At 70.2% G+C, this 18241-nt stretch carries 17 protein-coding genes and 2 tRNA genes; 12 read left to right on the top strand and 7 right to left on the bottom strand.

Annotated features, from left to right (window positions below; genetic code table 11):
• Positions 1-287: 287 nt before the first annotated feature.
• Positions 288-361 (bottom strand) — tRNA-Thr (locus ACFFIO_RS11630).
• 82 nt (positions 362-443) lie between these two features.
• The gene (locus ACFFIO_RS11625; protein ID WP_378041967.1) at positions 444-1322 is read right to left on the bottom strand and encodes a DsbA family protein; all 879 of its coding nucleotides are present in this window, start codon (positions 1320-1322) and stop codon (positions 444-446) included.
• A 230-nt stretch (positions 1323-1552) separates the two neighbouring features.
• Between ACFFIO_RS11625 and ACFFIO_RS11620 the strand changes: the two genes are divergently transcribed.
• From ACFFIO_RS11620 to ACFFIO_RS11605, 4 genes are read left to right on the top strand one after another with little or no spacing between them, the layout of a single operon-like run.
• Positions 1553-3154, top strand: a complete 1602-nt coding sequence (locus tag ACFFIO_RS11620) for an alpha,alpha-trehalose-phosphate synthase (UDP-forming) (RefSeq protein WP_378041968.1) — start codon at positions 1553-1555, stop codon at positions 3152-3154.
• Positions 3151-3927, top strand: a complete 777-nt coding sequence (gene otsB / locus ACFFIO_RS11615) for a trehalose-phosphatase (protein WP_378041965.1) — start codon at positions 3151-3153, stop codon at positions 3925-3927. Before ACFFIO_RS11620 ends, otsB begins: the two co-directional genes overlap by 4 nt.
• Positions 3915-4580: an ABC transporter ATP-binding protein gene (locus ACFFIO_RS11610; protein ID WP_378041964.1), complete on the top strand. Its 666-nt coding sequence runs from the start codon at positions 3915-3917 to the stop codon at positions 4578-4580. Before otsB ends, ACFFIO_RS11610 begins: the two co-directional genes overlap by 13 nt.
• Positions 4577-5854 carry a DUF4032 domain-containing protein gene (locus tag ACFFIO_RS11605; RefSeq protein ID WP_378041963.1) on the top strand — a complete coding sequence of 426 codons (1278 nt, stop codon included), beginning with the start codon at positions 4577-4579 and terminating at the stop codon, positions 5852-5854. Before ACFFIO_RS11610 ends, ACFFIO_RS11605 begins: the two co-directional genes overlap by 4 nt.
• Here ACFFIO_RS11605 and treZ read toward each other — a convergent pair.
• From treZ to ACFFIO_RS11590, 3 genes are read right to left on the bottom strand one after another with little or no spacing between them, the layout of a single operon-like run.
• Positions 5845-7743 (bottom strand): malto-oligosyltrehalose trehalohydrolase, encoded by a 1899-nt coding sequence (gene treZ, locus ACFFIO_RS11600; RefSeq protein ID WP_378041962.1) that lies wholly within the window; start codon positions 7741-7743, stop codon positions 5845-5847. The two genes, ACFFIO_RS11605 and treZ, sit on opposite strands and share 10 nt — an antisense overlap.
• Positions 7740-10283 carry a malto-oligosyltrehalose synthase gene (gene treY, locus ACFFIO_RS11595; RefSeq protein ID WP_378041960.1) on the bottom strand — a complete coding sequence of 848 codons (2544 nt, stop codon included), beginning with the start codon at positions 10281-10283 and terminating at the stop codon, positions 7740-7742. Before treY ends, treZ begins: the two co-directional genes overlap by 4 nt.
• 17 nt (positions 10284-10300) lie before the next feature.
• Positions 10301-10753 carry a YidH family protein gene (locus tag ACFFIO_RS11590; RefSeq protein ID WP_378041958.1) on the bottom strand — a complete coding sequence of 151 codons (453 nt, stop codon included), beginning with the start codon at positions 10751-10753 and terminating at the stop codon, positions 10301-10303.
• Positions 10754-10840: 87 nt separating this feature from the next.
• Here ACFFIO_RS11590 and ACFFIO_RS11585 point away from each other — a divergent pair, with 87 nt between their 5' ends.
• The 7 genes from ACFFIO_RS11585 to ACFFIO_RS11555 all read left to right on the top strand — a co-directional run bounded on the left by ACFFIO_RS11585 (position 10841) and on the right by ACFFIO_RS11555 (position 16533).
• Entirely contained in the window at positions 10841-11734 is an 894-nt protein-coding gene (locus ACFFIO_RS11585) for a fumarylacetoacetate hydrolase family protein (RefSeq protein ID WP_378041957.1), read from the top strand.
• Positions 11731-12201 (top strand): ribonuclease E activity regulator RraA, encoded by a 471-nt coding sequence (gene rraA, locus ACFFIO_RS11580; protein WP_378041956.1) that lies wholly within the window; start codon positions 11731-11733, stop codon positions 12199-12201. Before ACFFIO_RS11585 ends, rraA begins: the two co-directional genes overlap by 4 nt.
• Positions 12198-12872 carry an NADPH-dependent F420 reductase gene (locus tag ACFFIO_RS11575; protein WP_378041954.1) on the top strand — a complete coding sequence of 225 codons (675 nt, stop codon included), beginning with the start codon at positions 12198-12200 and terminating at the stop codon, positions 12870-12872. Before rraA ends, ACFFIO_RS11575 begins: the two co-directional genes overlap by 4 nt.
• 74 nt (positions 12873-12946) lie before the next feature.
• On the top strand, positions 12947-14455 hold the full coding sequence (locus ACFFIO_RS11570; protein WP_378041952.1) for a DUF5129 domain-containing protein: 1509 nt from the start codon (positions 12947-12949) through the stop codon (positions 14453-14455).
• Positions 14456-14515: 60 nt separating this feature from the next.
• Positions 14516-14995, top strand: a complete 480-nt coding sequence (locus ACFFIO_RS11565; protein WP_378041950.1) for a carboxymuconolactone decarboxylase family protein — start codon at positions 14516-14518, stop codon at positions 14993-14995.
• A 24-nt stretch (positions 14996-15019) separates the two neighbouring features.
• Positions 15020-16177, top strand: a complete 1158-nt coding sequence (locus ACFFIO_RS11560; RefSeq protein WP_378041949.1) for a pirin family protein — start codon at positions 15020-15022, stop codon at positions 16175-16177.
• Positions 16174-16533 carry a GNAT family N-acetyltransferase gene (locus tag ACFFIO_RS11555; protein ID WP_378041947.1) on the top strand — a complete coding sequence of 120 codons (360 nt, stop codon included), beginning with the start codon at positions 16174-16176 and terminating at the stop codon, positions 16531-16533. Before ACFFIO_RS11560 ends, ACFFIO_RS11555 begins: the two co-directional genes overlap by 4 nt.
• An 87-nt stretch (positions 16534-16620) precedes the next feature.
• On the opposite strand, the gene ACFFIO_RS11550 is transcribed toward ACFFIO_RS11555, so the two are convergent.
• Positions 16621-16697: transfer RNA gene (locus tag ACFFIO_RS11550), tRNA-Pro, on the bottom strand.
• 152 nt (positions 16698-16849) lie between these two features.
• Between ACFFIO_RS11550 and ACFFIO_RS11545 the strand changes: the two genes are divergently transcribed.
• A complete protein-coding gene (locus ACFFIO_RS11545) occupies positions 16850-17491 on the top strand; it encodes a hypothetical protein (RefSeq protein WP_378041945.1) in 642 nt (213 codons plus the stop codon).
• Here the strand turns inward: ACFFIO_RS11545 and ACFFIO_RS11540 are convergent.
• Complete coding sequence (locus ACFFIO_RS11540; protein ID WP_378041943.1) at positions 17488-18072, bottom strand: hypothetical protein; 585 nt, start codon at positions 18070-18072, stop codon at positions 17488-17490. The two genes, ACFFIO_RS11545 and ACFFIO_RS11540, sit on opposite strands and share 4 nt — an antisense overlap.
• Positions 18073-18241 lie beyond the last annotated feature (169 nt).

Here is an 18241-nt window from a genome sequence, read left to right as displayed (position 1 = left end):
TCGAACTCAGCGCCTGAAACCCCCAACGAAGGATCAGGCCGTTACACCACTACTCGGGACTTGACCCAAAGGTCCTCCTACAGACGTAAAGAACCCATCATTTCAGCATGCAGGCTCCCTCTCATAATCGAACCGCCGTGTTCGGCCTGCATTTAGCTTCATGCGTCTACGCAGTGAAGGCCGGGCAAGACAGCCCGACGGGTTTTGAGCGGGATTTGCGTAAGCGACCGGATACGAAAACGCGCCGCTGTGGGCGTACTTCCCATCAACGGCGCGGTTTCTGTCGGAGCCCCCTACCGGATTCGAACCGGTGACCCCCTGTTTACAAGACAGGTGCTCTGGCCAGCTGAGCTAAGGAGGCGAGAAGGGCCGGCACCGCACCCTGTCAGCATGACCGCTGACGTGGACGGAAACCGGCCCTTCAAGAGTAGCGGATCAGGCGATCAGGACGCGTCCATGATGCCCTGGGCCCAGTCGGTGAAGGACTGTCCCTGCTCCGCGGTGGCCCAGTTCTGGCCCTGGACCCACACGGACGGGGTACCCGCGACGCCCGCGGCTCGGGCCTGGGCGCCGGAGTACTTCACGTAGGGGCGGTAGGTGTTGCCGTCCACGCAGGAGTCGATGTCGGCTCCCAGGCCGGAGGCCATGTCCTTGAGCTCGTCGTCGCTCAGGCCCTGGCCGCCATGGCCGGTGTAGGCGCCGAAGACCCCCGTGATGAAGGAGTTGTAGTTCTCCGGGGAGTTCTCCGCCACGCAGGTGGCCGCGTTGGCGGCGCGGGAGGAGTAGTTGCCGGTGGCGGGGTTGTCCAGGAAGTCCAGCATGCGGTACTCCACGGTGACCTCGCCGGCGTCCAGCCACTGGTTCAGCTGCTCGGCGTTCTCCGCCTCGAAGCTGGCGCAGTGCACGCAGTTGGCGTCGGCGTAGACGATGATCTGGGCCGGCTCACCGGCCGGGCGGGCCTCCGCACCGGGGACGGTCTCGGGCTGCTCGCCGGTGGCCTCCGGGATCTCGACGGTCGTGGCGTCGACCTCCTCGAGGCCTTCGTCACCCGGGGCGAGTTCGGTGGTGGAGGTGAGGGTGATACCACCCTGGTCATTGCCCGCGCTCGGCGCGGGGCCGGCGTCGGGAATGGAGCGGGACGAGTTCATGAAGATGACACCGATCACCACGGCGATGACCACCACGACGCCGATGACGACGCCCCAGCGCACCATGAGGGAACGCCGCTTCTCCTGGCGGCGCTGCTCCTCCTGCATCTGCCGGGCCTTCTCACGGGCGGTCTGCTGCCGTTCGGCCTTCGTCTGATTCTTACTAGTCGCCATGGTCCTGCCTGTCGTCCTGACTCTCGGGGTCGCTGCGGTGTCATGTAGCCGGCCGGTATCCCCTCATACCATCCTTCGGCGGGCCGTGGGCCAGACTACCGGGCCAACCTGAGAAACCTGTTCACACGGTGGCAACCCCTCAGAGCGGTCCCTGGCGATAGGCTCGGGAACGGAAGAGGACGAGGAGGTCCGCAGTGAACAACACCACCGTCGACATCCCCACCGGCGCCGTGCCGTTCGTCGAGAAGCTGGCCGGGGATCCGCCGGAGCCCGGCCACTCCGACCTGGTGGTCGTGGCCAACCGCCTGGCGGTGGACCGCGTGGTCGAGGAGGACGGCACCACCTCGTGGCGCCGGTCGCCCGGCGGCCTGGTCACCGCGCTGGCGCCCATCATGACCCGGCAGGAGGGCGCATGGGTCGGATGGGGCGGTTCCCCGGAGGAGGAGCTGGACGAGCCGCTGGAGCCCTTCACCCATGAGGGCATGCACCTGGTCCCCGTGGCCCTTACGGAGGGGGAGCTGGTCGAGTACTACGAGGGGTTCTCCAATTCCACCCTCTGGCCGCTGTATCACGACGTCATCGCCCGTCCGGAGTTCCACCGGCAGTGGTGGGACACCTATCAGCGGGTCAACGCGCGCTTCGCCCAGGCTGCGGCCGCCACTGCCGCCGAGGGGGCCACGGTCTGGGTGCAGGACTACCAGCTGCAGCTGGTGCCCCGGATCCTGCGCCGGCTCCGCCCGGACCTGCGGATCGGCTACTTCCACCACATCCCGTTCCCACCGGTCGAGATCTACGCGCAGCTGCCGTGGCGCCGCCCGGTGCTCGAGGGCCTGCTCGGAGCGGACCTGATCGGCTTCCAGCGCCGCTCGGACGTCTCGAACTTCCAGGGCGCCGTGCGGCGCATCCTGGGCTCCTCATTCCGTTCCAATACGGTCCAGGTGAAGGAGCACGACGGCGGCGCCCGCACCGTGGGTGCCGCCGCCTTCCCCATCTCGATCGACGTGGACACCATCACGGACCTGGCCCAGGACCCGGACATCCAGGCCCGCGCCCGGCAGATCCGCGAGGAACTCGGCAACCCGCGCACCATCCTTCTGGGCGTTGACCGGCTGGACTACACCAAGGGCATCCGGCACCGCATCAAGGCCTTCTCCGAACTGCTCGAGGACGGCCGGCTGAGCGTGGAGGACGCCTGCCTGGTGCAGGTGGCCAGCCCGTCCCGGGAGGGCGTGGACTCCTACAAGGAGCTGCGGGACGAGATCGAGCTGTCCGTCGGCCGGGTCAACGGCACCTTCGACACGATGGGCCACACCGCCATCCGGTACCTGCACCACTCCTATCCGGTCGAGGAGATGGTGGCGCTCTACCTGGCCGCGGACGTCATGCTGGTGACCGCGCTGCGGGACGGGATGAACCTCGTGGCCAAGGAGTATGTGGCGGCCCGCGGCGGCTGGGGTGGGGTGCTGGTGCTCTCCGAGTTCGCCGGGGCCGCGGACCAGTTGCGCAAGGCCCTGCTGGTCAATCCCCATGACATCGACGGGCTGAAGGAGGCCATCATGGAGGCCACCGAGATGTCCGCCGGTGAGGCCACCAAGCGCATGAAGGCGATGCACCGGCAGCTCGTCACGCATGACGTGAACAAGTGGTCCCGGGACTTCCTCGACCGCCTCGGCGGTGCGGTCCCGGCCGAACGCTCCGGACCGGAGGACAGCGGCCAGCAGTCGGCCTTCATGGACACCGACGACGACCGCGAGCGCCGCGACCAGGAGGTCGACGAACCCTTTGACGGGAGCGGGACCGCTGACGGTTCCACGCCGGGGGACGGACGATGACCGGTCCGGGGCTGGCCACCGCCCTGCAGGAGTTCGCCGCGCGGGAATCGATCCTCGTGGCGCTGGACTTCGACGGGGTCATGGCCGAGCTCGTGGACCGGGCCGAGAACGCCCGCCCCCTGCCGGCGAACGCCACCGCGCTGGCCACCCTGGCGGGACTCCCGGGCGTGCACACGGCGCTGGTCTCCGGCCGCGCCCTGGAATCCCTGCTGGCCGTCGCCTCGCCCCCGGAGTCGACGCTGCTCATCGGCTCGCACGGCGCCGAGCGCCGTCTCGGCCCGGAGGCGCCCCCGCTGGAACTGGACGAGGAACAGCATCGGGCGCTGGCCGCCGTCGGGCAGGTGTTGGAGCAAGTGGCGCCCCGGTATCCGGACTCGTGGGTGGAGTCCAAGCCGGCGGCCCGGGTGCTGCAGGTGCGGCTGGCCCGGTCGGAGGAGGCGAGACGCCGGGCCGTGGCCGAGGCCGAGGAGGCGTTGGGCGAGCTGACCGGGCTGGCCCCCTTCTTCATCGGGCACGGCAAGGACGTGCTGGAGGTCGCCGTGGTGCGGGCGGACAAGGGCCAGGGGCTGGATCTGCTGAGGTCTGTCACCGGGGCGGAAGCGGTGTTGTTCGCCGGGGACGACGTGACGGACGAGACGGGATTCGCCCGGCTGGACCCGGCCCGGGACGTGTCCATCAAGGTCGGCCCCGGAGAGACCGGGGCACAGTTCAGGATTGAGGGGCCGGCGGACGTGGCCACCGTGCTGGAGGCGGTGCGCTCATGGCGTCCGTAGAGCTGCGCGGCATCACGGTCCAGTATCCGTCAGCGCGGACCCCCGCCCTGGACGGGCTGGACCTCCGGGCCCAGGACGGCCGGTTCACGGTGGTCGCCGGTGACCTGCGCAGCGGCAAGTCCACGCTGCTGCGGGTCGTGGCCGGGCAGGAGCCGCCGGATGCCGGTCGGGTCCTGATCGGTGGCGTGGACGTGACCGAGGTGCCGGCGCACGACCGTGACGCGGTGATCGTCTTCCAGCACTACGCCCTCTACCCGCACATGGACGTGCAGGAGAACATGAGCTTCGCCCTGCGGGTGGCCGGTGTCCCCCCAGCCGAACGGCAGGACCGGGTCCGGGAGGCCGCCCGTCTCCTGGACCTGGAGGAGCAGCTCGGCTGGACACCCGAGCGGCTGACCGGCCCGCAACGGCAGCAGGTGGCACTCGCCCGGGCCGTGGTCCGCCGGCCCGCCGTGCTGCTCATGGACGATCCCCTCACCGCCCTGCCCCCGGCCCTGAAGGACCACACGGCGGAGCTGATCCGCAGTCTGGCCCGCACCCTGGACGTCACCACGCTGTACGCCACCGCCGAGCCCGGGCCGGTGGCCCCCGTGGCGGACCGCCTGCTACGGCTGGACTCGGGCCAGCTGAGGGAGGACACTGCCGTGTCATGACACCGCGTTCCGGTCTGGACATCACCACCTCGGGCACGACCGTGGACACTGCGGCGCTGATCGCCCTGCCCTGGGACGTGCCCTTGGCCGAGTGGCCCGAGTCCGCCCTCGCCGCCCTCCCCCGCGGACTGTCCCGGCACGTGGTGCGGTTCGCCCACCTCGAGGGTGCCGTGGTCGCGGTGAAGGAGACCACGGAGTTCTCCGCCCGCCGCGAATACCAGTTGCTGCGCCGGCTCGAACGGCTGGATGTCCCCTGCGTGGAGCCGGTGGCCGTGGTCGCCGGGCGCACGGATCCGGACGGAGAGCCCCTGCCGACGGTGCTCTTGACCCGGCACCTGCGGTTCTCGCTGCCCTACCGCGCCGTGTTCTCCCGGCGGCTGCACCGGGACACCCTGACCCGGCTGATCGACGCCCTCGCCCTGCTCCTCGTGGAGCTGCACCTGGCCGGCTTCTACTGGGGGGACGTCTCCCTGTCCAACACCCTGTTCCGCCGTGACGCCGGCGCCTTCGCCGCCTACCTGGTGGATGCCGAGACAGGTGAACTTCATCCCTCCCTGTCCCGCGGCCAGCGGGAGCACGACCTGGAGCTGGCCCGGGTCAACGTGGCCGGCGAGCTGATGGACCTGATGTCCGGCGGCCTGGTGGAGGGGGATGTGGACCCCGTGGCCACCTCGCAGCTGATCATCGATGCCTACCGCCGACTGTGGGAGGAGCTCACCGCGGACATGTCCTTCCGGCCCGGCGAACGCTGGCGGGTCGAGGAACGGATCCGCCGCTTGAACTCCCTCGGCTTCGATGTGGAGGAGTACGCCATCCGCACCACCCGGGGTGGCTCCGAACTGGTGCTGCAGCCCAAGGTCGTGGACCCGGGTCACCACCAGCGCCGCCTGTTGGGGCTGACCGGTCTGGATGTGCAGGAGAACCAGGCCCGGCGGCTGCTGCGGGACATCGACGAGTACCGGGCCGTCAACCACCCCGAGATGGACGAGCACGAGGCGGCGAACCGTTGGCTGACCGAGGTCTTCGAGCCCGTGGCCCAGTCCATCCCGGCGAACCTGTCCGGCAAGCTCGAGCCCGCCGAGGTGATGCACCAGTTGCTCGAACACCGCTGGTACCTCTCCGAGAACCAGTCCCGGTCGGTGCCACTGGACGAGGCCCTGGAGTCCTACCTCCACACCGTCCTGCCCCACCGCCGGGACGAGGACGCCGTGGTGCTGCATCCGACGACCACCATGCTCAAGGCCGTCGAACTCCCCTCAGAGAACTACGACTGACCCTCGCGCCCGAGGAGCAGGAAGCCGTGGGGTGGGACGCGGGCGTCGTCGGGAACCGCGGTGCAGGGGCCGCCGGCACCGTGGCCCGCGAGCAGACGGTACCTGCGCAACTCGTCCGGGACCGGCATCGGCTCCGCGCCCAGTGCCGCCAGCAGGACCACAGAACCCGGTCCGACGTCGGCGCCAGCGCCACTTTCCGCGGCCACGCCGCGGTCCATCCGCACCCAGTGGCGCTCGTCATCCACCACGGCGCGGGTGGTGGAGCGGTCGGGGTCGGTCAGCTCGGGACGCTCGATGCGGATCCGGGCCAAGGTTCGGTAGAGCTCCAACAGCCGGGCGTGCCGGCCGGTCTCGGCCTCGTCCCACCGCAGCCTCGAGGCGGCGAAGGTCTCCGGGGACTGCGGGTCCGGCACCTCGTCGTCACTCCAGGCCATGCGGGCGAACTCCCGGCGCCGCCCCTTCGTCACCGCCTGCGCCAGCTCGGGCTCACGGTGCGCGGTGAAGAACTGCCACGGGGTGGAGGCCGCCCACTCCTCCCCCATGAAGAGCATCGGGGTGAAAGGCCCGGTCAACAACAGTGCGGCGCCGATCGCCAGCTGGCCCTCGTCGAGGCTCGCTGTCAACCGGTCACCGGCGGCCCGGTTGCCGACCTGGTCGTGGTTCTGGAGGCAGACCACCAGGGCCTCGGCGGGGATGTGCTCCCCCAGCGGCCGGCCGTGGCGGCGTTGGCGGAAGGAGGACCAGCTGCCATCGTGGAAGAACCCGTTGTTGAGCACCTTGGCCAGCGCGGACAGGGGCGCGAAGTCCGCGTAGTAGCCGTCCGTCTCTCCGCTCAGGGCCACATGCACCGCATGGTGGAAGTCATCCGACCACTGCCCCGTCAGGCCGTAGCCGCCCGCCCCATCGGCCCCGGGGCCGGGCCGTTCCGTGATGAGCCGCGGATCGTTCAGGTCCGATTCGGCCACGACCACCAGCGGCCGGCCCAGCCGCCCTGACAGGGCGTCCGTCTCCGCGGCCAGCTCCTCGAGCAGGTGCCTGGCACGGGTGTCCTGCAGCGCGTGGACGGCGTCCAACCGGAGTCCGTCCACGTGGTAGTCCTCGAACCACATCCGGGCGTTGTCCAGGATGTACCGGCGCACCTCGTCCGAGTCCGGGCCGTCCAGGTTGAGCCCGCTGCCCCAGCCGGTGGAGTGCTCGGTCAGGTACGGGCCGAACCGCGGGAGGTAGTTCCCGGAGGGACCGAGGTGGTTGTAGACCACGTCCTGGATCACGGCCAGCCCCGCCCCGTGGCAGGCGTCCACGAAGCGTTGATAGGCCGACGGCCCACCGTAGGAGGCGTCCACGGCGTACCAGCCGACGCCGTCGTAGCCCCAGTTGTGCCTCCCACCGAAGGAGTTCACGGGCAGCAGCTCCACGTGGGTCACCCCGAGCGAGACCAGGTGGTCCAGCTTCTGGGCGCCGGCATCCAGGGTGCCCTCGTCCGTGAAGGTGCCGAGGTGGAGTTCGTAGATCACCGCACCCCGCAACGGACGGCCGGCCCAATCACCGTCCTTCCAGCCATGTGCCGAGGCCTCGAACAGCCGTGAGGGTCCGTGCACGGTGTCCGGTTGGCACCGCGAGCGAGGGTCCGGGAACGGCCCTTCGCCGTCCACGACGAACCCATATCCCAGGCCCGCGCGCGCCAGGTTCGTCCAGCGTGCGCGGACCGACTCAGCGGGAGTCCACCAGCCGTCGTCCTGCCGGTCCAGGGGAAGACGCTCCGCACCGTCCCAGCGATGCTCGGCGCCGTGGACCGCACCGGGCGGTGCCGTGGTCAGGGCCAGCTCCACCGTCTGCGCGTGCGGCGCCCACACGGACAGGGGCGGCAGGGTCATCCTCGCCTCGCTCATCGCAGCGTGTTCCCGTCCTCCGGCACCAGCAGCGCCACCGGATGGCGTTCGAAGACCTCGGCCAGACGCGTGGCGCCGTCCGTGAAGGCCCCGCCGAAGCGGCGCCCCGTCAGCAGGTCCACCATGGTCTGGCGGGGCAGCACGACGGCGGCGTCCCCCCATCCGCCTTCGTCCTCCAGCCCCAGCGGCCACCGGGTGGCCACGGTGATGCACCCGCCCCGGGTGAAGGCGACCACGTGGTCCGAGGCCTCGCCGAGGACGTCGAGCTCCTCGTAGCGGGTGAACCACTCAGGGTGCTCCCGGCGGGCGCGCAGGGCGCGGGAGGTGAGGAGCATCTTCAGTCCGGCGGCGTACTCGGCGAGCGCGGCGCCCTCGGGCCGGGTCGACCCGTCCTCCGACTCCACCGGAGCCGGGAACTCGGGCTCCCACCCGTCGTCGAGCCGGGCCAACAGGGCTGCGCGCTCCCGGAAGTCCACGGGCCGGCGGTTATCCGGGTCCACGAGGGTGGGGAACGGAATCTCGGTGCCCTGGTAGACGTCCGGGATGCCGGGCATGGTGAGCTGGATGAGCTTCATGGCCACCTGGTTGGTCACGCCGGGCACGGCGATCCGGTCAGCGATGCGCTGGATCTCCTCCCGCAGCTCGCCCGTCCCGGTGGCCCGCTCGGCGAGGTCCGCGAGCGCGGCCTCGAACTCCTCGTCCTGTTCCGTCCAGGTGGTGCGGGTCGCGGCCTCGCGGGCGGCCTTGAGCGCGTAGTCGGCCAGCCGCTGGGTCTGGAGCGGGGAGCCGTCCACCGGCCAGGCGCCCACGATGGTCTCCCACAACAGCTTCTCGAACGGTCCGTCCCCCAGCGGCGCCAGCTCCCTGAGCCGGTCCAGGGTGCGGACCCACTCCCCCGGGATCTCGGACAGCACGTCGATCCGGGCACGGACGTCCTCACTGCGCTTGGTGTCATGCGTGGAGAGCGTGGTCATGGTGCGGGGCATGCGCGCCTGGCGATCGCCCTGCAACTCGTGGAACCGCTCCAACTCCAGCGCGAACGACGACGGGTCCCCGCCGACCTCGTTCAGCGACGCCAACCGCGTGTACCGGTAGAAGGCGGTGTCCTCCACGCCCTTGGCCATGACCATCCCGGAGGTCTGCTGGAAGCGTTCGCCCACGGGGTGGTCCGGATCGGCCAGCAGCGGCAGGAGCGCCTCGACCGCCTCCGCCAGGTCGGGACGGCGGCGCACGGTTTCAGCGGCAGCGTCGTCCAGGTGGTGGCGTCCGGTCGGCAGGTAGGAACGGTAGACGGGAAAGCAGGCGAGCAGTTCCGCCAGGGCGTCCTGGACGAGGTGTTCGCCGGTCCCCTCGTCGTCCGGGACCAGTCCGGGGACGAGCCGCGCCAGGCGTTCGACCTCGGAGCGGAGCATGCCATCCGCCACGGCACGCTTGGTCCCGTGGATCATCTCCGCCCACACCACCTCGGCGGCGGCAGCCGTCTCTCCGGCGGGATCCTCGGTCCGGCCCCACCCGCCGAGCCGTCCGGCCACCTCATCGAGCTCAGGGGCGCCGGCAGGGTCCGTCAGGATGCGGTCCACCTCTCCGAGGGCGTCGTAGCCGGTGGTGCCGTCCATGGGCCAGGCGGCGGGCAGCCGTTCGCCGGACTCCAGGATCTTCTCCCCGAGCAGGTAGATCCCCCCGGTCGCCTGCCGCAGGTTCTCGAAGTATCCGCCCGGATCCGCCAGCCCGTCCGGGTGGTCCACGCGAAGACCGTCCACAAGTCCGTCACGGACCCAGGACAGGATCTCGCGGTGGGTCTCGGCGAAGACCCGCGGGATCTCCACCCGCACCCCGGCCAGGGAGTTGACCGCGAAGAAGCGGCGGTAGTTGAGGTTCTCGTCCGCCTCGCGCCACGGCATCAGCCGGTAGTTCTGCAGGTCGTGGGCGGCGCGGGCTACAGCTTCCTCCCCGCCTCCGTCTCCGTCTCCGACTGTGTTCGCGACGGCGGCGTGCGCCGCCTCCTCGGTGCCCGGCGCCAGGGGGAAGACGTTCTCGTAGTAGTGCAGCTCCCCGTCCACCACGCGCAGCCTCGCGAGTTCGGCCTCCGGGTCCTCGTCGGTGCCGTCCCCGAGGACGGGCAGCCAGATGCGGGAGTCCCCGGCGGCCCAGTCGATGTCGAAGGCCATCGCGTACTTGGAGGCCCGGCCGTGCTTGAGCAGGTCCCACCACCAGGCGTTGTCCTTGGGGGTGGCCACGCCCACGTGGTTCGGCACGATGTCGGCGAGGATTCCGCCGCCGGCCGCGTGCACGGCCTCGGCCAACTCACGCAGCCCGGTCTCCCCACCGCGGGCGTCGTCCACCTGGGTGGTGTCCACCACGTCGTAGCCGTGGGTGGAGCCCTCCTCTGCGCCGAGCATCGGGGAGAGGTAGAGCCAGTCGACTCCCAGGTCCCGCAGATAGGGCAGGATCTCGCGGGCGCTGTCGAGCGTGAAGTCCGCGGTGAGCTGCAGGCGGTAGGTGGAGGCGGGGACGTTCTGCGGGCTGGTCACGTGGTGCACGGTAGCAAACCCCGGTCCTACTGCTCGGGCGGCTGGGTCAGGTCCCGCGTGATCTGCGGCTCACCCGAGTCCTCGAAGGTGATGAGCACATCCCGGTGGACCGTGCCGTCCGGCATGGTGACGTCCGCGTTGAGCGCATTGCCCCGCCATTCCTTGCCCTGCACGGATTCGACCCCGTACTTGGCGGCCACGTTGTCCTGGACGGCGTCCTGCCAGGCCTGGTTGCCGAAGACCGAGTAGACGATGGCGGCCACGCCGATGACCAGCACCCCGGCGCCGGCGAAGGTCTCGCGGACGGCATCCCTGAGCCGGTCCGGCCCTGCATAGCGGGCGTCCTCATCGTCAAGGTGGGCCCGGTAGCGTTTGCGCCGCCACAGCCCATGGGCGACGACGGCCAGGCCCGCGACCGCCAACAGGATGCCGATCCACTGGGCGACGAGCGGGGTCTGGAGGTCGAGCGGTGCGTACATGCCTCCATTGTCCCCCGGATGGCAGCCGACCGGGGCCCGCTACGTGCGCGGCTACGTGCCGGGCGGGCGGTGTGGTGGGATATCCCCATGAAGCTTTCTACCTATCGACTGCCCGGCTCGGACCCAGACACCCCGGGCGCCACGTTCGCCGCCCTCGTCACGGAGACCGACGGTCCCCGCGCCACGGCCGCCGTCGAGCTGGAAGGCGTGGTCGACGTCGGGGACTTCCTGTCCCTGCCGGAACCGAACCGCACCGAGCTGGTGGAGGCCGCCTTGGCCGCGGCCGCGGAGGAGCCCTCCCGGGTGCTGGACGCCTCGGCACTGAAGCCGGCCACGCTCATCCCGTTCCCCACCAAGGTGTTCTGCATCGGGCTGAACTATCGCAACCACATCCTGGAGACCGGGCTGGAGCTGCCGGAGCACCCCTCGATCTTCACCAAGTTCGCCCAGACGCTCACCGGTGCCGCGGATGCCATCGACGTCCCGGCCGAGGACCACCGGCTGGACTGGGAGGGCGAGCTGTGCATCGTCATCGGCGAGCCCGGCCGTCGCATCCCCGAGGACCAGGCCGTCGCCCACATTGCCGGCTACGCCATCGCCAATGACGTCTCCGTCCGCGGCTACCAGGGCCGCACCACCGAATGGACGCAGGGAAAGGTCTGGGAGGAGACCACGCCGATCGGCCCATGGCTGGTCACGCCGGACGAATACACGCTCGGCGCCACGATCACCACCCGCGTCAACGGCGAGGTCATGCAGCAGGACTCCACCGGGGACCTCGTGTTCGGCGCCGAGAAGCTCGTCTCCTACATCTCCGACATGGTCACCCTGCTGCCCGGGGACCTCATCCTCACCGGCACCCCCGCCGGGGTCGCCCTGGCCCGCAAGAACGACGCCGGCCGGCGCCCCTGGCTGAAGGCCGGGGACATCCTGGAGACGGAGATCGAGGGTCTGGGCCTGCAGCGGAACGAGATCCGATGACCGCCGGATTCACCACGTGCGACCTCTATGACGCGGACGAGACGCTGCAGTCCTGTTCGGTCCAGTTCCAGGACCTCGGCGCCCGGCCGGTGTTCACCGGCCCCGTGCGGACCATCCGCTGCCACCGGGACAACGGGCTGGTCAAGCAGATCCTGAACACCCCCGGACACGGCGCAGTCCTCGTGGTGGACGGCGGCGGTTCCCTGGAGTCCGCCCTCATGGGGGACCTCATCGCCGCGGCCGCCGTACGGAACGGCTGGGCCGGAGTGGTCATCCACGGGGCCATCCGGGACCGGGCCGTGGTCCGCACCCTGGACCTGGGCGTCAAGGCCCTGGGGTCCAACCCGCGCAAGTCCGCCAAGGACGGGGCCGGCGAGGTGGACGTCCCCGTCGGGTTCGGCGGCGTGACCTTCACCCCGGGTGCCACCCTCTGGGCGGATGAGGACGGCATCCTGGTCACGCCGTGACTGGGCTTCCGGGCACACCCCGCCCCCTCAACATCCTCGGCGCCGGCCGGGCGGGGACCTCGCTCGCCCGGGCCGCCGCCTCGGCCGGCCTCCCCGTGCGGATCGCGTCCAGCCGGCCACCCACCGCGATGCGCCTGCACCTGGCCCAGTACGCTCCCCGGGCCACCGCCGTGGCGGCGGAGGAGATCGCGCAGGACGGTACGGAACAGCCGATCGTGGTGCTGCTGGTCCCCCAGGAGGACCTCGACTCCGTGGACCCGGACTGGCTGGACGGCTGCCTCCTCGTGGACGCCACCAACCGCTGGGCCGAGGAGCCGCTCCCGAGCTGGCTCCAGTCCGCGCTCGACGCCGGCTGGTCCAGTTCTGCAGTCCTGGCCGCCCGGTTCTCCGGCGCCACGGTGGTGAAGGCCCTGAACCACATCAGCCACTGGGACCTGGACACCGCGGGCCGTTCCCCGGGCCCCGTGCGGCGGGCGCTGGGAGTGGCCTCGGACAGCGAGGAGGCCGCGGCCGCCGTCGGGCGACTGGCCGGTGACCTGGGGTTCGCCCCGGTGCTGCTGCCCGGGCTGGCCGCCGGCCGGGCCCTGGAGCCGGACGGGCCGGTCTTCAACCAGCCGATGTCCGCGCCCGACCTGGCTCGCCTCACCGGCGGTACTGTGGTGCAGGACTGAGGGGAACGGCTCCGGCTCTCCCCGAACCGACTCGAACCGACCCGATATCGGACTCTGAGAGCAGGGGACGCCCGATGCCCACCGACACCGATTACGTCCGATCCGGCCTGCGTGACGTTCTCGCCACCATGGCAGCCTTCGGTCTGGCGCTCGGATTGCTGGCGGCGGTGCCGGCGGCCCTGGTCATGGGTGCCTCCCCGGCCCAGGCTGACCAGGCCGAGGAGGTCATCCTCGAGGACGGCGCCGGGGTCATCCACGAGCCGACCCTGCGCGAGGGCCTGACGGACATCGACTTCCGCGAGCCGACCACCGTGGTGGTGTGGACCCAGCGCGGCGAGGCCGAGTCCAACCTCAACGAGCGCCTCCTGGCCGATGCCCGTGAGAACCATCCGGAGTGGATCAGCGACGACGGGCAGAAGTGGACGGACGGCCTGTTCATCTACGCGATCGACCCGGAGGGCCGCCTGCAGGGGGTCTACTTCGGCGAGGACCGCAAGGTCGGGCTCGAGACCCAGGAGGACATCCGGGAGGACGCCGTCGAGTCGCTGACGGAGGCCAACTGGACGCAGGCCGCCCTGGACGCCACCGAGTCCGCCGCGGCCGTGATGAACCGGCCGTGGTACCAGCATCCCGGGGTGTGGATCGGCGGGGCGATCGTGGTGGTCGTCGGCGGCATCTTCGGTGGTGCCGTCGCGGCCGGCCGGAAGAAGCAGCAGCAGAAGGCCCAGGCGGAACTGGACCGCGGGAACCAGGCTTTCGCCAACGTCAGCACGGACCTCGAGGCCACCGAGCTGAACGCCCATACCGTGCCGGAGGGCTCGAAGTACGGGGCCATGGTGCTCGAGCGGTACCGCACCTTCCACGAACGCTATGTGGAGACCGCCCGCCAGAACGACCGGCTGTCCGGCATCCCGGCGAAGAAGCTGCACCGCAAGGAGCACCGCCGGGCCATCACGGCGTACCTGAAGCAGGCAGAGGAACTCGACCAACTCGACGACACCGTGGGCAGCACGAACACGCTGCTGAACAAGTACCCGGGCTGGCCCGAGGCCTGGGACATCCAGACCGCGCCGATGCGCGAGGACCTGAGGCAGATCGACGAACTGGTGACGGGACAGCCCAAGCTCACGGCCGATCAGCTCACCCCGTTGCGCTCCTTCCGGCCCGAGGCGGAACGGGAACTGGAGCGGCTGGGCGCCGGCCTGGAGACCGGCCAGATCTCCCCGGACGAGGCCCTCGACGGCCTGGACTCCCTGCGGGTCCGCCTGACCGGGCTGCTGGACGACTACGCGAAGGCCCAGATCGATGCCTTCGCCACGTCCGATGCCGAACGCCAGACCCTGCAGGGAGAATTGGAACGGGAACGCCACCGCGCCTCCCGCCGTCCCGGCTCCATCCTGGACACGGTGCACCAGCCCGGCTGGTTCTGGACCGCGACCGCCTTCCACCTCGGATACTCCTCGGGCCAGTCCCACGTGGTGACGGCGCGAGAGCAGGCGGAGGCCTCCGCCTCGTCCTCCTCGACCGGATACGGCAGCTCCGGCGGCAGCTTCTCCGGCGCCGGCTCCTCCTCCAGCTTCTGAGGTGCTGGTCCAAGTGCTCCTGCCAGGAATGTTGCTGACGGGCTCGGGGTTGACATGGTCATGAGCTCTGAGGCACGCCAGGATCCGTTGGCCTTCTACCTGGACAAGTCCGACCCCGCCGCGTGGAAGGCCGTGGGCGGATTGTCCGTCGCCGCGAAGAACGCCGCCCGGAAGGCCGGCCTGGACGATCAGCTCGTGGAGCTGGTGAACCTGCGCATCTCCCAGCTCAACGGCTGCGCCTACTGCCTCGAAATCCACACCCGCCACGGGATCGACGCCGGCCTCGACTCCCAGCGCCTCGGCCTGTTGGCCGCCTGGCGGGAGGCGGAGGCCCTCTACAGCGAGACGGAGCGGGCCGCCCTGGATCTGGCGGAGACGGTCACCCTGCTACCCGGCCAGGAGGACCAGCACGTCAGCCAGCTGATGAGCCACCACGTGCTGACGGACGATCAGTACTCCGCCGTCCAGTGGCTGGCCATCACCATGAACGTCACCAACCGCATCTCCATCCTGTCCCACCACCCGGTCAGGCGCCGTTGAACAGCTGGAAGCGAGGCAAACGCCATGAGCAACACCGAGACTGACCCGCAGGAGACCGTCTGCCGGAACAGGCCGGCCGCCGGACCGCGCTTCACCGAGGGCCTCTCGGACGGCGTGGCCCCGCACGCCGGTGGCACGGGCACCGTTGAACTGCTCGAGCCGCGGGCGGTCCCGCTCGGTGGGCCCCGGGCCATGACCGTCAAACGCACCCTGCCGCAGCGGGCCCGCTCCCTGATCGGCGCCTGGTGCTTCCTGGACTTCTACGGCCCGGACGACGTCTCCGCCACCGGGGGCATGGCGGTCCCCCGTCACCCGCACACGGGGCTGGCGACCGTCTCCTGGCTGTTCACCGGACGGGTGGACCACATCGACTCCGCCGGCAATTGGGCCACCGTCCGCCCCGGTGAGGTCAACCTGATGAATGCCGGTTCCGGGATCACCCATTCGGAGTACTCCACGGCGGACACCACCGTCCTCCACGGCGCCCAGCTCTGGTACGCCTTCCCGGAACATGCCCGTGCCACCGCTCCCTCGCTCGAGGCCCACCGTCCGGAGCCGGTCACCGGGCCCGGCTACACTGCCCGCGTCTTCCTCGGCTCCCTGCTGGGCTCCACCTCTCCGGTGAAGACCCACCTCCCGCTCACGGGCGTGGAGTTGCGCATGGACCCCGGCACCACGCTGGAGGTGGACGTCCCCGCCGGCCACGAGCACGGCCTGCTCCAGGTCACCGGTGCACTGTCCCTGGACGGGGTCGAGATCCCTGAGGACCACCTCGGCTTCGTCGGTCCCGGCCGGACCCTCCTGAGGATCACCTCCGGACCGGACCCCGTCACCGCGCTGCTGATCGGCGGCGAGCCCCTGGGCGAGCAGATCATCATGTGGTGGAACTTCGTGGGCCGCACCCACGAGGAGATCGTCGCCTGGCGCGCCGCCTACCAGGCCGAGATGGGCTTCGAGGCGCCGTGGGAGGACTCCCCGCTGGCCGGCACTCCCCTGGGCACACCGGTGTCCGGCGACCTGCTGGACGCCACGATCGGCATCAGGTACCGCGATGGCCGGGCGTTCCCACAGTTCGGCGACTTCCCGGCGGACACCCCCGCCCCGTTGCCCGCCCCGGCACTGCCCTCCACCCGCATGCGACCCCGCGCCAACCCACCGTCAAGGAGACCAGAGAGCCCATGAGTGAGCAGACACCGACCCTGGACCAACCGCAGGTCGTCCAGGGCAGCAAGCCGCGGTACGAGATCCACGTGGACGCCTCCGGAGAGCCGGCCGGCAAGACCTACTTCATTGAGCATGCAGCGGCCGACGGGACCCGGCAGCGGATCTTCCCCCACACCGAGGTGGCCGAGGAGTACGGTGGTCACGGACTCGCCTCGACACTGGTCCGCGGAGCATTGGACGCGTCCATCGCCGAGGGGTACCGGATCGTCGCGGTCTGCCCGTATGTGAAGGGGTGGATCGAGAAGCACCCTGAATATCAGGAACATGTGGACGCCACCACCCCGGAGCACCTGCGGGCGCTCGAGCGCCGGTAGACGCAGGCGGGGACGGACAACCGGGCCGAGAACACCGAGAACAAAGCCGGCCGGGAGCATCTGATGATGCTCCCGGCCGGCTTCTCGTGGTCGGGGTGACAGGATTTGAACCTGCGGCCTCGTCGTCCCGAACGACGCGCGCTACCAAGCTGCGCCACACCCCGTGGAGAGTGGTTCCATGCCGAGTCCGGCGGGGAACCACAGTGGTCTATCCTAGCCGTCCGTTGCCGGATTCACCAAAACGATCCGTGGAGGCGACCGGCACGGACACTAGACTGGTCACGTCAGGAGACCAACGCAGGAGAGACGGAGACACGTGGCCACCGAGGCGGAGGGGTTCGGCGCTTTCAGGGAGTTCCTGGCGTCACGCCCGAACCTGGCCGGTCTCGCGGCCTTCGTCGTCGTGTTCATCGGGGTGGGCCTCCTGTCCGAGTCGATCCTCGCGGCCCTCCTCGCGGCGGCCCTGGGGTACGCGGCAGGCCTGATCCTGACGCCGGCTCACCTCCCGACCTATTCCTCCGGCATCCCCGTGCGCGGCGCCACCCGGGAGGAGATGGACGGACGGCTCGCGGAGTTCCGCCAACGGGTCCGGAGCCATCACGCTCAGCTTCCCCCTGAATCCCAGCACGACCTGTCCATGATCACCGTGCACCTGGGTGAGATGATCAACCGCTGGGACCTCGTTCAGCAGGCACCGGAGCAACGCCTGTCCATCGAGTCCCTCGTGTACCAGTACCTGCCGAGCACGCTCGACGTGTTCCTCCGGCTCCCGGACTCGGCCAAGCCGGCCGCTGCGCCGGAATGGACCCAGCAATTGCATCTGCTGGCCACCGAGGTGTCCCGCAGCCGGAACACCGTCCTGAAGCAGGATCTCGAGTCGATGCGCAACAACGGCCGCGTGCTCGAGCAGAAGTTCGAGGACGGGGATCTCAAGATGTTCCGGGAGAACGGCCTCTAGGACCCTTCGCTGCCCTCGCCCGGTTCGGCGAGGCTGCCCCCGGTGAAGCGCGTGAACGCGACCAGGACCGCGGTCCACTCTTCCAACCACGACGTCGGCTCGTTCCCTCGGACGCTCAGCTCCGCTCCCCCATGTGGACCGACCGACCAGGACAGATAGAGCCGGACGGGCGAATCGGCCGCGTCGCGGTGGCCGCCCCACCAGTCGAGTTCCAGAGTGCCTTCCGACGCACCCGCCAGGACCGCCCACTCGTAGGCAGGAACCTGGTCACCGTCCGAGCCGTCCGCGTCCTCCTCCAACAGCGCGCCGTCACCGAAGTACACGTGCCCCGCCTCCCCGGTGGCACGGAGTCCCCGAGGCCACCAGAGATGGGTGTCATCCACGAACGCCCCGACCGCCTGGTCCAGGTCCAGCGGGATGGAGGCGTTCACCACATGCGTGGCCCCGTCCGACGCAGGGCCGCTGTTCACCACCGTTCCGGGCACCACGTCTCCCGTTGAGGCTCCCGCGCCCGTGTTCGGAGGGCCATGCTCGCCGCTGGAGGGGACGGCGAACGGATCAAGGAACAGGCTCTCAGACATGCCCCTCATCAAACCATGCCGGCTCCGATCCTTCGCCATGGCTTGTCCCAGCATGGCGTGTTAAACACAGAAGCCCTGGACCGTGAGGTCCAGGGCTTCTGTTCAATGGTTGTCCGGCGGCGTCCTACTCTCCCACATCCTCCCGGATGCAGTACCATCGGCGCAGTGG

The sequence above is a fragment of the Citricoccus parietis genome, assembly GCF_042433045.1.
Lineage (GTDB): Bacteria > Actinomycetota > Actinomycetes > Actinomycetales > Micrococcaceae > Citricoccus > Citricoccus parietis.
The sequence above is the reverse complement of the archived record's forward strand: the minus strand, read 5'-3'. Positions and strand labels throughout refer to the sequence as shown.